The organism is Candidatus Harpocratesius sp., from assembly GCF_054039255.1.
The window spans coordinates 88,952-102,493 of record NZ_JBPLBG010000049.1 but is presented as its reverse complement, the minus strand read 5'-3'; the positions used below and the strand labels follow the sequence as shown (position 1 = coordinate 102,493).

The 13,542-nt window shown below is 29.0% G+C and carries 16 protein-coding genes; 9 read left to right on the top strand and 7 right to left on the bottom strand.

Going from position 1 to position 13,542, the window contains the following annotated elements; all coding sequences use genetic code 11:
- Positions 1-7 precede the first annotated feature (7 nt).
- Positions 8-946, top strand: coding sequence for a thiamine pyrophosphate-dependent enzyme (locus ACXLDF_RS12050; RefSeq protein WP_457558782.1), 939 nt, complete (start codon positions 8-10; stop codon positions 944-946).
- Positions 947-1,019: 73 nt separating this feature from the next.
- Here ACXLDF_RS12050 and ACXLDF_RS12045 read toward each other — a convergent pair whose 3' ends face one another.
- From ACXLDF_RS12045 to ACXLDF_RS12035, 3 genes are all read right to left on the bottom strand, one after another.
- Entirely contained in the window at positions 1,020-1,448 is a 429-nt protein-coding gene (locus tag ACXLDF_RS12045; protein ID WP_457558781.1) for a type II toxin-antitoxin system VapC family toxin, read from the bottom strand.
- Between the two features lie 49 nt (positions 1,449-1,497).
- Complete coding sequence (locus ACXLDF_RS12040) at positions 1,498-1,728, bottom strand: AF_0619 family ribbon-helix-helix protein (RefSeq protein ID WP_498038942.1); 231 nt, start codon at positions 1,726-1,728, stop codon at positions 1,498-1,500.
- Positions 1,729-1,963: 235 nt separating this feature from the next.
- Positions 1,964-2,446, bottom strand: coding sequence for a Fur family transcriptional regulator (locus ACXLDF_RS12035; RefSeq protein ID WP_457558779.1), 483 nt, complete (start codon positions 2,444-2,446; stop codon positions 1,964-1,966).
- A gap of 220 nt (positions 2,447-2,666) precedes the next feature.
- Here ACXLDF_RS12035 and ACXLDF_RS12030 point away from each other — a divergent pair, with 220 nt between their 5' ends.
- From ACXLDF_RS12030 to ACXLDF_RS12015, 4 genes are all read left to right on the top strand, one after another.
- Entirely contained in the window at positions 2,667-3,323 is a 657-nt protein-coding gene (locus tag ACXLDF_RS12030) for a peroxiredoxin (protein WP_457558778.1), read from the top strand.
- Between the two features lie 322 nt (positions 3,324-3,645).
- On the top strand, positions 3,646-4,395 hold the full coding sequence (locus ACXLDF_RS12025; RefSeq protein WP_457558777.1) for a DUF429 domain-containing protein: 750 nt from the start codon (positions 3,646-3,648) through the stop codon (positions 4,393-4,395).
- Between the two features lie 614 nt (positions 4,396-5,009).
- Positions 5,010-5,267, top strand: coding sequence for a hypothetical protein (locus ACXLDF_RS12020; protein WP_457558776.1), 258 nt, complete (start codon positions 5,010-5,012; stop codon positions 5,265-5,267).
- A 206-nt stretch (positions 5,268-5,473) separates the two neighbouring features.
- A complete protein-coding gene (locus tag ACXLDF_RS12015; RefSeq protein WP_457558775.1) occupies positions 5,474-5,659 on the top strand; it encodes a hypothetical protein in 186 nt (61 codons plus the stop codon).
- Between the two features lie 308 nt (positions 5,660-5,967).
- On the opposite strand, the gene ACXLDF_RS12010 is transcribed toward ACXLDF_RS12015, so the two are convergent.
- Complete coding sequence (locus ACXLDF_RS12010) at positions 5,968-6,162, bottom strand: hypothetical protein (protein WP_457558774.1); 195 nt, start codon at positions 6,160-6,162, stop codon at positions 5,968-5,970.
- Positions 6,163-6,295: 133 nt separating this feature from the next.
- Positions 6,296-6,937, bottom strand: a complete 642-nt coding sequence (locus tag ACXLDF_RS12005; protein WP_457558773.1) for a hypothetical protein — start codon at positions 6,935-6,937, stop codon at positions 6,296-6,298.
- 148 nt (positions 6,938-7,085) lie between these two features.
- Between ACXLDF_RS12005 and ACXLDF_RS12000 the strand changes: the two genes are divergently transcribed.
- The 4 genes from ACXLDF_RS12000 to ACXLDF_RS11985 all read left to right on the top strand — a co-directional run bounded on the left by ACXLDF_RS12000 (position 7,086) and on the right by ACXLDF_RS11985 (position 11,313).
- Entirely contained in the window at positions 7,086-8,594 is a 1,509-nt protein-coding gene (locus ACXLDF_RS12000; RefSeq protein ID WP_457558772.1) for an alpha-amylase family glycosyl hydrolase, read from the top strand.
- 5 nt (positions 8,595-8,599) lie between these two features.
- Positions 8,600-9,496, top strand: coding sequence for a hypothetical protein (locus ACXLDF_RS11995; RefSeq protein ID WP_457558771.1), 897 nt, complete (start codon positions 8,600-8,602; stop codon positions 9,494-9,496).
- Positions 9,497-9,862: 366 nt separating this feature from the next.
- Positions 9,863-10,069: a hypothetical protein gene (locus ACXLDF_RS11990; protein ID WP_457558770.1), complete on the top strand. Its 207-nt coding sequence runs from the start codon at positions 9,863-9,865 to the stop codon at positions 10,067-10,069.
- Between the two features lie 191 nt (positions 10,070-10,260).
- Positions 10,261-11,313 (top strand): PhoU domain-containing protein, encoded by a 1,053-nt coding sequence (locus ACXLDF_RS11985; RefSeq protein WP_457558769.1) that lies wholly within the window; start codon positions 10,261-10,263, stop codon positions 11,311-11,313.
- Between the two features lie 47 nt (positions 11,314-11,360).
- On the opposite strand, the gene ACXLDF_RS11980 is transcribed toward ACXLDF_RS11985, so the two are convergent.
- On the bottom strand, positions 11,361-12,224 hold the full coding sequence (locus ACXLDF_RS11980; protein WP_457558768.1) for an EFR1 family ferrodoxin: 864 nt from the start codon (positions 12,222-12,224) through the stop codon (positions 11,361-11,363).
- A gap of 64 nt (positions 12,225-12,288) precedes the next feature.
- Positions 12,289-13,320 (bottom strand): hypothetical protein, encoded by a 1,032-nt coding sequence (locus ACXLDF_RS11975; RefSeq protein ID WP_457558767.1) that lies wholly within the window; start codon positions 13,318-13,320, stop codon positions 12,289-12,291.
- Between the last annotated feature and the right edge of the window lie 222 nt (positions 13,321-13,542).

The following is a 13,542-nucleotide window of genomic DNA, read 5'->3' as shown; positions in this document are numbered from 1 at the left end:
ACCAAATATGGCAAAAACAAAAATTGTAGATATTGTTGCAAATCCAGAAACGAAGCGTGAATATTTTCTACCAGGTAATGCTACTTGTCAAGGTTGCGGTTTAGATCTTGCTCTTCGATGGGCAATGAAAGCACTTGGTCCAAAAACCGCCACTGTTAGTCCAGCTTCTTGTGCAAATGTAGTTACTGGTTTATGGCCGAAATCAGCTCCAGATTGGGCATGGTTCAACATGGCTTTTGCTGCTTCTGCAGCAGCTGCTTCAGGAATGAAACATGGATTGATAGCAAAGGGAAAGGGCGATTATAATGTAGTTGTCTGGGCAGGAGATGGTGGAACTGCAGACATTGGAATTCAAGGATTAAGTGGAGCGGCTGAACGCAATGAAGATATAATCTATGTCATGTATGATAACGAAAGTTATATGAATACAGGTATTCAAGCCAGTTCTAGTGCACCACGTGGCACAGTAACAACCACAACACCCTATGGAAAAGCGAAGAAAAAGAAAAATGTTCCAATGATTGTAGCAGCTCATAATGTCCCTTATGTTGCAACTTGTGCTGTATCTGATCCCATGGATTTATATGATAAATTCAAAAAAGCCAAAGATATTAAGGGCTTTCGCTTTATTCAAATTTTAGCACCTTGCCCTCCTGGATGGCGCCATGAAGCGCAATACACCATCAAACAGGCACAATTGGCAGTAGATACTGGTGTTTTTCCTTTGTTTGAAATTGAAAACGGAATTTTAACACTTTCAGGGAAAAGCAAGCGCTTACATGATCCAACCAAAAGGAAACCACTGAGCGAATACTTCTCAAAGAAAAATCAAGGACGATTTAAATTAATTGATGATAAGTTAATCGAACAATTACAACAAGATATAAACGAATGGTGGTCTTGGATTGACCGTTATTTGGTATATCAAGAAAATCTAGAAATATAGAAAGCGATAGATATTTTTTTATTGTGCAATTATTATGTCGATTAAGTGCGAATAAGTTTTTTCTTATTTTTTTTTAACTATAATCTTTTAGTTCCAAAATTAGATTCTTTAAATTTTTGGGTAATTTTTTTGAAATTTTTTCATCGGCTGTTACCATTTGAGTATTGAATTTGTCTGCAAGAGCTATATATGATGCGTCATAAATAGAAACATCGAAATTTATTGAAATCTCAACCATTTTCTTTCTTATTCCATCTTTTATTGCAAAAACATCAAAACCATAATTTTCTAAAGACTCCCCAACTAAGTTTAAATCACGTACATTAAATAATTTACTATACTTTAACGCATTGAGAACTTCATAATAAAGTAATGAAGGAATAATGATATTAATTTCTTCATTGACAAATTGTTCTTTTATCTTTTCAGCCTTATCGGAGTGATTTTCATCGATAAACCACTTAACAATTACACTTGCATCAACAATAATATTCTTTATCATATTTTCTGGTTTTCCTTTGTAGATTATGTGAAAAATTAAAAAAAAACAATTAATGTCGTTCATTTCGGAATTTTCGAATGAATTCAACACTATCATAATTTGTGGGTGCTTTCTTTCGAACTTTCTCATTAATCAGAACTGCACGAGCCATATTCTTTTTTTGTTCATTTTGGATCTTTTTAGTAATAGCTTGGCGAACTACTTCACTCCAATTGATGTGTTTGTAGGATTCCATCATTTTTTTTAATTTCACATCAATTCTAACACTAATTAAACTCATCTTCTTCTGAAATATATACAAGTAATACATATATAAATTTCTATGCAAAGGAAATAATCCATAAATAAAATAAAATAGAGATTTTTGAAAGTGAGTTATCTAAGATATTGATAACGATAATTTTTTACTGATTATAATTGACCATGAAAAAAGCTTTTTCATTAAACTTATTCGCACAAGTGATTAATTTTTGATGATTAAAATATCTTCTAAATTAGCCGCACTACAATCATTCTCAATTTGAATTACACATATCACAAACATAAAAAAAGCTAAGATTTTGCATTTGAATTGGATTTGGAATTATATCATATATATCATTCACAAATTGGGTAATTTTATCATTCATCATATCTGTGATTTTACCACATTTTACACAAATTAAGTTAATATGTGGGTCTAATCGTGGCTCATAGTGTGATTTCCCATCTCCCGAAATAAATGCAGATACTAATCCTTTTTGTTCGAATTTTTCTAAAGTTTTATAAACTGTAGCAAGACTAATATTTTCTTGGTTGACAAATTGCGACTTAACTTCCTCATATATTTGAATGGCGGTAGGATGATTTTCTGATGTCAATAAAACTGATGATATTGCCAAACGTGGCCCAGTAATCTTCAAATTTGCATTTTTCAAGATAGTTTTAATTGAAGAAAAATTAAGAGAATTTTGATTGATTAATTTTTTCTTTTTATCTATATTATTGGTATTTTTCATAAAATCATCTATAAGTCTTCAAATTCTTTTTTCATATCTAAAATAGCATAAGGCACTTGGAATAAAAAACTAATGATCATATTGTAAAAATACAAAAAAAGTTTGAAATCTTAAGCAAAGGATTTTAATGAAAAATTCTTTTAATTGATAATTAGTATTTGTTGAGAATAATTCTCCGTTATGGATTAATGTTCAACAAAGAAAAAAAAAGTGAATAAAAATGTCAGAAATTAAAAACTTTCCATTAATTGGGGATAAATTTCCTGAATTAAAAGTGCAAACCACCCATGGAATGAAGAATCTTCCTGGAGATTATAAGGGAAAATATTTTGTGTTATTTTCTCATCCTGCTGATTTTACACCTGTTTGTACAACTGAATTTTATAGTTTTGCGAAACATTATGAAGATTTCAAGAAGCTTAACTGTGAACTGATTGGCTTATCAATAGATCAAGTATTCAGCCATATTAAATGGACCGAATGGATAAAAGAAAATCTTAAACAAGAAATTCAATTTCCTATCATTGCTGATCATGGAATAGTAGCCAAAACTATGGGAATGGTTCATCCAGGAAAAGGATCCAGCACAGTAAGAGCGGTATTTGTTGTTGATACTGAAGGAATTATTCGAATTATTCTTTTCTATCCCCAAGAAATCGGTAGAAATATGGAAGAAATTCTTCGAATTGTAAAAATTCTGCAGATATCAGATAAAAATAAGGTGGCAATTCCTGCCAACTGGCCGAATAGTGAATTAGTAGGAGATCATGTTATTGTTCCGCCAGCAACTGATATAAAAACGGCCCAAGAAAGACTTAAATCAAAGGATCACGAATGTTATGATTGGTGGTTATGCCATAAATCTTTGAAAGATTGATTCACTTTTTGTTGATTTACTTTTCTTTTTTGTAAAAATTTTTTTTTCTTAAATTTCGATTAAATTTGATATATTTTTGGAAAAAAATTGATTAAATCTAATTTTCTTATCCAAGATCTGATTTATTATTTAAATAAATTTAAATTTCCATTGTTCTAAAAATAAAAAAAAATACTGAGAATTTAGTGAAAAATAATAAATTTTTTAATTGAAGTAAAAAAATTTAAGGAAGAACAACGACATAAAGGAAGAGATTGATCAAGCTATATGAAAATTTAAAGATTAATTTAAATTTTAAAAAAGAAGGGAGTTATACTGCAAAATGGATCACATATTTTTGGGTGTTGATGGATGTCGAGGCGGTTGGATCGTTGCAGTCATCCACAACAATCGTTTTATAAATTGGGAAGTTTTTGAAACGATTCAAGATCTTTGGTCAAAATATGGCACTTCACCATTAAATGCATCCAGGATACTCATCGACATCCCAATTGGATTAGTAGAAAGAGGATTAAATACAAGAGAATGTGATGCTTTTGCCCGTTCTGTCTTAAAGAGGCCACGTTCAAGCAGTATATTCAACCCACCTTGTAGAAGTGCCTTATATGCTAAAGATTATGATCTTGCAAATAAAATAAATAGGAAATTTACCAAAAAAGGGATCAGCATCCAAGCTTGGAACATTTCAAAAAAAATTAAGGAAGTTGATTTATTCTTACGACAAAATTTATATTTAAATAGAATAATTTGGGAAAGTCACCCTGAAATTTGTTTTTGGGCATTAAATCAAAAAAAGAGTATGAAAAATAACAAAAGATCCAAAGCGGGAATTAAAGAAAGGTTGACATTATTAAAGAATTGGATGAACAAATGCGAAATTACTATTGAAACAGATTTATTAAGTTATGGAAATTTTTCATCAAAAAAAGTTCAAAAGGATGATAAAATCGATTCACTAGTATTAGCATTAACTGCAACAGGTTTAATTGGAGATTTTAAGACATTTCCTGAAAATCCGACCTTTGATGAGCTAAACTTACCGCAACGAATAGTATATTCAGAAATATCCTAATTTTTTGGTTGTATATAATTGTATCTATGTATCTGGTTGTATCTGGTTGTACCATAGAATAATGATGATTTTTATTAACAGAATTTTTTTTTGGAAAAAATAAAATACAATTTTAAAAATAGAAAGAGAAAGAACAATAACACAAAATCTGTGCATTCTAAAAATTTAAGGAGGTGAAGAAGGGAGAGATCTTCACCTCCAGGTATTTTCATCCAATAAACAAAATTTGGAAACGTGGGAGCGATTTAAGATTCTACTAGAACCAATCACAAAATATATGGGATGGAAAATACCTATTTGGAAACCTTTGAGGGATTTTTTCACTTTTTAACAATTTTATTGTAAACAGAGGGTTGGAGATGAGCGACGCATCAGATTTCACTATCTCTAAATAAATTATGTGAAATTCATCTATTTAAAATTTTACATTTTTTGGACTATTTTCAAATAAAACAATTATATTGCAATAGTGTTGAATATATTCAAAAAAAATAATTCTTAGCCCAAATTTCAAAATTTTAAAATTAGTGAAAGTCAATAAATTTTCGAAAAAAAATGCTAAGAATTGGAATCCATAAGTTTCAAATAATTTTATGATGGTATTTATCTTGATAATGACCATTTCTCATACAAAACCTGTAATTGAAATTAACTTTAGTTCATATCTACCGACTCCAATTCAATTAGATCATTTCCTTGAAATAATTCATAATCGTTTCTTTGAAATTCAAAAAAAAGAACAACAAGAAATGAATAATACAAGAAAAGATATTTCTGAGAAAGAACTAGATGAAATGGATGGAGAAATTGAAAAAATACTCAAAGAAATTGAGCACGAAGAACAACAAGCGCGAGAAACCCTTTATATTTAATTTAATTGCACTTTTATCTTATATTTTATTGGAATTTTACTTTTATTTAATTTATTGCTTAATTTTTAACTTATTCGTACTGATTTTCGATCTTGAATTATGTGACTTAGACTTCCCAAGAGATAAGATTTAAATCTGCGTATTTTTCTTCGTATGTTGAAGAAGCGCGATTTTAATAAACTATATTCGCGCGGGAGGTATTAAAAATGAATGTTGTATCTAATAAAACCACCTTTAAATCTAAAATTGCTGAAAAACAGGCAGAATTTGAAGGTTTATTGCGAAAATTTGAAAATTTAGTAGATCCTGTCGAACGTTATATTAAAAGGTTGGAAATGACAAAATTGCAGAAATGGTTGGAACAATTTGATATTCACGTTGATGTTCCATAAGATAGAGTGAGAATTATTCTCACTTTTTATTTAATTAAAATCATTTGCAATTTAACTGATGAGATATAGAAATTACTTAGTTGAGATTAGTGACAATATACTTACTTTGAAAGTGTCCTTAAAGTATAACTAAAAAAGAAAAGAAGTATGAATTCTTACCAATAACTTTATAAAGATAAAAAAAAAGAATGTTATGAACAATTAATGCCAACTATTAATATTGATTTTGATGTATATTTACCATCAGTTACAACTTATTTTAATTATATAGAATTACTTAAAGATAAAAAAAATCAATCAATTTTTATTCAGAAAGAGAGTTTTTCTAATTTATTATATATTTTTTGAGCATCAGAGTTACCAGCATCAACTAAAGGTTTGAGATTCTGTAAAAATTGATCTCGTTCCAATTTGAGACTGCTTAAAGAATCTTCTTTTTCTTCTGGAGTCCCATTCTCATATTTATCCAGTAAATCTTCGATCACACCAAGAATCATTTCCATTTTACTCGATCATAAAATAGTAGGGTTATTTTTTAGTTTTTCCTCTTTATAAAGGGTAATTAATAATCTGGGTGCGAATAAGTTTAGAAAAATAATGAAGTAAAAATGAAGAATTATGCTTAACATTAAGAGATTAACGGATATTTTGGTTGATAATCTTAACCAATTTAGCAAATAATTGGGAATTTTCGCCAATTGGGGTGGATTTAATCCATTCAAGCAATTCTTGAGGGTCCTCTCGATCTAATTGAGCAATATCATAATCAACTTTTCGATCAAAGAAAATAATGAAACCTCTTGCAGTTTCTTCCACATAAAACCGAGTTCCGATAATTTGACTTACACGCCAAGTCATTTGATAGTTATAACGCATTATATTCGGTCGATTTGTTAAATATTCAAGAACTACATAATAATCTTCAATTGATGCTAATGGAAGCTCTGATTCTCCTTTATCTTTTTTTCTTTGAGATGAGGATGTAGGTGAAAATTTTTCTCTTTGTGTGTAAAGTAAATCGAATGGGAAATTTTGTTCTTGCAAAATTTGTACAATTTTTAAAAATCCATCCACACCATATTCATATGCTACTCGAAAATCAGCTTCAGAATCATAGTTCACTTTCAAGATAGGATTATCTTTAGATCCCCCCCAAGAAAAATGAGCTTTATGAGTTTTTTTAAATTTTTGAAGAGTTTTTTCTAAAAGTGCTCTTTTTGTTATATTTTTCGAAGATTTGCTTAAAACTTGTATATGAATATAGGGTAATTCATCCATTTATCTAATTACCAAATGAGCTTTTTTATATATTTGATCACCATAATATCATATTTTATTTAATTATTTACACCATTCTCAAAAATGAAACAAAGGGAATTATAAGAGAAAAATATAATAGATTAAAAAAGAAAAAAGAATTATTCCCATGAATTACTTTCCAAGAATTATTGAAATCAATACATGGCCTTGGTTGCTGCAATTGAAAAATGAAAATAAAATAAATACGATAGCAGATATCCCAGAATTAATTTGGAAAAAGGAATTGAAGCATTTTGACTATGTTTGGTTAATGGGAATATGGAAACGTAGTAAAATAGGAAAAGAAATTGCCCAAAATCATGAAGGATTACAATTAGAATATAAAAAAGCATTATCGGATTATAATAATGATGACATTATTGGTTCTCCATATGCAGTTGCAGCATACACAATAGATCCATATTTTGGAGATGAATCGGATTTTATTAATTTATCGAATCAATTGCATGAGCAGGGAAAAAAGCTGGTCGTTGATTTCATTCCTAATCATGTTGCTCTCGATCATGAATGGATAAAGTTACATCCAGATTATTTTATTCGTGGCACTTCTGAAGATCTTAAATTTCATCCTAAAGATTTTTTTCAAATTGATGATCAAATCAGGAAGAATAATAACCTCACATCTAACAACTCTGAAATCTTTGCTCATGGAAAAGACCCATTTTTCCCATCTTGGACAGATACAGCTCAATTAAATGCATTCTCTTCTGAATATCGCCAAGAGGTTATTCGAACCTTAGAAAGAATGGCAAAATGGGTTGATGGTGTTCGATGTGATATGGCAATGCTATTAACCAATCGTATTTTTCATCAAACTTGGAAAGAACGCGCAGGACCACCATTAAACCGAGAATTTTGGGACGAAATTATATCAAATATAAGAAAAAAACACCCTAATTTTCTGTTTATTGCGGAAGTATATTGGGATATGGAATGGCAACTTCAGCAGCTTGGTTTTGATTTCTGTTATGATAAACGATTATTTGATAGACTGATTCATGCATCAACTGAAGATATACGCGCCCACCTTACAGCTTCATGGGATTATCAACGTAAATTACTCCGATTTATCGAAAATCATGACGAATTGCGCGCAAATTACACCTTAAAACAAGAAAGATCAAAGGCAGCTGCTGTACTCACATACACTCTTCCTGGAGCATATCTTCATCATTACGGTCAGCAATTTGGATGGAAATTCAAGTTACCGGTTCAATTGGCACGTTATCCTGTAGAAATGAAAAATAATGAGATATATCAATTCTATACATCACTTTATTCTAATCAATTCTTGAAATATCAGGCACAATCAAATAAATTAAATTGGATTTTATTAAAAAAACTTCCAGAATCAATTATCGCCTACATATGGCAACTTGTAGATGATTTGGAAATTATTTTAATAAATTACAGCCCATCAACGCAAATTTTAGATAAATTCATCATAAAAACACGAAATAATGATGAATTATCAAAAAGAAGCGATTCTATAAATTGGAAATGGTATTCACTAACGAACACCAAAAGAATGGGCCAGTTTTCAAATCAGAACTCAAAAAATAATCCCATATTAGAAGTTTTACCGTGGGAAGCATTAAGAATATTAAAGGAGTGAAAAACATGACCCCATTTTTAAAATTCTTTAAAAAACCCAAAGATAAATTACAATCTAATGTAGTTAATTTAGATGAAGAAAAAAATAATGAAATTTTGAAGGAACAAGACAAAAGACTAACAAACATTGATAATATCGATGAAAATGAGCCAAAAAATAATAATTTTTGGATTTCTATCCTTTCTTATCTATTTTTCCTAGGTTTGAGTTATGTAATTTCTCAATATATTGAAATTCCATTAATTATATCATTCGCTCTCTACTATCTGTTTGGGGCTATAGCAGTACTCATTAAAATTGAGCCAAATCGCTTAAAAAAGCTAAAAAACGTACCATTGCTGCGAAAACACTTTTCAATGATGTATAAAATTAATATCAAAATTCGAGAATCTTTTGATAAAGGTACAATAAAAGGATCTTTCAGCTTTGCTACAGGAATGATCTATCTGATCTTATATTTTGCATGGTTGAATTTCCTTTTGGCAACAATAAAATATATCATTTCTTTTATTTTTCCAATTAGCAATCCATTTCAATTTATCGAAGCATTTTGGTGCCTATTAGGTGCTGGAATGATGGCTTTTATAAAATGGATGAATATCTTAATCCAACATCAATCTAAAGCAAAAGAACTTTTGAAATCAGATGAATCTCATCGAAAAATTAAATTTATCGGATCTCAACTTTCTTTCGGAGTAGGTCTTTATATAATTGTTTCAGCTTATATAAATTGGGCGTTAGGATTGATAATTTTCTTGCTTGCAAGCCCATTCTTTAATGATTATTTTCTATCTTTCTTGATAGGTGCAGGTTTTTTTCTTATTATTCTTTTAATTCTTTTACTTCTGATAATTCTTATTGGAACACCAAAGCAAGGAGTAAAGCAGAAGATAGAAGAATGAAGATTGAAGATTGAATTCCTTGTAGAACTATAATAATTAAGATTTTTTCTTTTTTTTCCTGAGGTTTCACACAAATATTTCACTTCTACCTTGGTTAACACCAAAATTTCCAATATAAAGATAAAGAATAACTTAAAAGTGGGTTTTTTTTTGTTGAAATTCTTTCTAGAAAAACTTATTCGCACTATTCCCACTAAGATTTAAATTTTTAAAGTAATATTGATTATCATGGCCTAAAATTCATCAACTTGGGAAAAACACGGAGATATTTTATAGAAAATTCTTCTTGCGATAATATATAATATTTTTTTTATTCAGTCTTAATTCTTAGGTTGCAAAGTAGTAAAAATGGGGAAAATCTAAATAATGGCATTAAGTAATCCAAATTCTTTACTTTATTATGGTCATAGAACTCTTTTTATTTATTATTGGACAAAATATGATAATTCTAGCCTTCAATATTCTCTCATTTGCAATCATTCTTTATCCTATTTTGTTTTTCTTGGAAAGGTTCATAGATTTTATCAAGCATATTGGCAAGAGAGTGATACACTTTTTCTGTTGGCTAATTGATGGAATTATTCGGCTTTATTTTGCAGTTGTGAATTGGATTGAAAAACTAATTCGCACACATAAAGTTAGTGCTATTACTGATGGGACAAATAGGAGCTATTGGTATATATCTTATTATTTTTGATGTTTAGATTTTTCTTTACCAAAAGGCTTATCTTTTTACCATATGGTTAATTTTGATTCCTCAGAAAATGAGCAACAGTTTCGATCATTTTGAACAAAAGAAGGTTCAAGAAGTTAAGGGATCATTTTATATCTATTTGCCAAAAAGTTGGTGTCGAAAATACGGAGTATCTGAAGATAAAAGAGTATTTCTAAAGCAGTTGTCTGATGATTCTCTTCTTATTCGCTCAGATATGACCGCACCAGAATTAATGACCACCTATATTATTGATTTAGATTTAAACTTAAACAATGGTTTGAAATTAGACGAAGAACAGTTTATAGAATATCTTTTTAATTTATATCTTACAGCGTACATTATTGGTTATAGAACTATTATTGTCAGAAAGCAAAATAAAATTCCAACTAAAATTAAGAATAGGATACATAAGCTAACCCAAAAACTCTATGGAATGGTAGTAATATCGGAGACGCGCAACGAGATTGTCGTAGAAGAACACTTTGATGAAGTTAATCTTCATGTGCTAAGTAAGCAGGTACTAAATAAAGTTGGATTATTGATCAATAATTATATTGAAATTGTTGAAGAATTAGATTCAATCATTGATTTGGATGATGAATTAGATCAATTGGAAGAACAAGATAATCAAATTGACGAATACAGATATGCCATAGAGAGATATGTACACCAAATACTTAATTTTCCAAGTTTAGGCAGAAACATTAATGTAACTTCAGTCGAATGCTTGCACTATTCAGAAACTACACGCTTGATTGAAAGAATTGGAGATCATATCACCAAATTGGTTAAAATAACGAAAAATCAACCACTTCATGATAGACACTTCATTCTAGAACATTTATATCGCACAAGAGAAACATTTTATACCCTTCAAGATTATTTCTGGCGTAAAAACTCCTTAGAACTCTGGTTACTTACAGAAAAGATAAAAAAATATGCTGATGAAGTTAAAAGAATAATATATGAAGATCATCCTGATACTGAATACTTGATACCCATCCGAAGAATAAGTAATATTTGTGGAGATATCGCTGAGATTCGAATTAATGATATATTAACAAAACAGCAGGAAAAAGAAGTATCAAACGAGTCTGATTAATTGTGCTTTTTTCTTTTATTCTTAAGTAATAATTTTCTTAGTGCGAATTAGTTTGATTCCTTTTTCTCCTTATTTTTATTGGATAATGGATGAAAATCTCCAAGTGGTCCATGCCATCGAAATTTTCCAATCGTAGATTTCCCAATTTGAATTGATTCAGTAGGACATTGATGAATACAACGCATACAAACAATACAATCTGTTCCAAATATAATTCTATCCGCTTCTAACCTAATATTGTTAACAGGACATTGTTTTACGCACAACTGACATTTAGTGCAGTTATCATCAACCCAAAATTGCTTTTTGATAGAACCTTCCATTAATTTATAGAGCTTCTGAATCATCCATCCAAATAATCTATCAAGTATATATCGAGGGGGTTTAACAGCGAATGAGATAAAAGATTGTTCTTTTTTGAATGTTTCAAATATTTTGGGCAAAATTTCAAAATACTTATCAAGTTTAGTGATTTTTAAGTAATCCCGAGATTGTGCTTTTCTAACATATCGTGATGTTGATTTTAACATTGCCAATCCATCAGTTCCAGGCATTTTTATAGCAAAGCTTCCAAGATGAATTACTTCAGTCGATTTTAGTGATGAATATAATCGATAAAATGCATTTCCTGCAACAATTCCCTTGGTTGCGAATAGAAAAATCCCCCTATTTTTTAAATTTGGTAGTTTTCTTATAAATTCATAGACATTTTTCGGAGCATCTAAAGCATATATAGGAAAGCCCAGAAAAATCAGATCATATTGCTGAATACTCTCGACGTAGAATGATTCTATAGAAAATCGATCAACTTGGAATTCACTCAAAGAATAAGTTAACAGGTATTTTTGAATATAACGACTAATGTATTCAGTATTGCCAGTACCACTAAAATAAAGAATCAATATTCTCATAATTATTAAAATGATTTATAAAAAATATACATTTTCGAGAAAAGAGGAGATGAAATGGTGCAGATTAGTTCCCAATTCCATTTTGCTCAGAAAAAATTTCTATTTCTGATGAAATTTCCTCAAAACTTGAAATTTTAATCCCTAAAACTGTACAAATTCTCAATTTTAGCTGATTCCCATAATTTATTTTATGAATACATATAATAATGAATATAAGAAATCCTAAATCAGATATTATCATTATTAAAAATTCATTCATATTTGATAAATTGAACGAGAAAGGTGTTAAAAAGACCATAATTATTGGTAAAATTAAATAAGCGGCGAATATCCGCGTGTTTCCTACAAAATACAACAACTGTCTTCCGATTTTAATCAATTCTAATACTTCATAACCTTTATTTATAGAGGTTGAAAATATTTCAATTCCATAACCAGGATTTTTATATTCACCAGGTTCAATACGGAACTCCAACCCAATTTGGTTATAATATTTAATGAATTCTTGTTGCAACAATTTTGCGAAATGTATTTTTCTTTTTAAATTATTATCAATTACATTAAATATAATGAGAAAAGTGATCATTATTAGAAAGAATATTCCAGAATAAAATATATTTAACAAAGATTTATCATTTTCAACATTTATATTTTCTTTATAGAAAAAAAATAAGAATACGATCAATAGAATCCAAAAGAAATAGTAAATTTTAATCAATATTCTTTTATTTTGTGGTTTTTTTGGTTGGATCTGTGGCAATATTGAAGCTATTTGCCTATAGATAGATTGAAAATCTCGAACAAGAATATTATATGACTTTTCTGGAGGATCACTTGAATAATTATATAATGGTTGAAAACACATTAACAACAGAACCAAAAAATGAGATACAATTGTAATAATTGAAAAAATGTAAATGAATTTTGAACAAAAGCCAAAAATTTCATAAGTATAATTTATAAATTGTATTATTATCATTATTACTAATGAAATGATTATATATTTGAGTAATGTTCTCTTATAAGGATGAGAATAATCTAAATTAAAGAATTTCACTTCTCCATTAATATTAACTGGAGGGGAATTTTCTACCATAATTTATTGCATTGAATTTTTTGAGATTTAAAATTTTCGATTGATTTTGCACAATAATTGTGAGATTATTAATATATCTTTTATAAAACTGAAGAAAAAAATAAATGATATTACCATCTTTGCAAGCAAAATCCATATAATGAAAATTTTTCTGTAAAATTTTTTATCAGCGAATTTTATTGCAAATTATAATAATTCTCGCCATATTCTTATAACATTCTA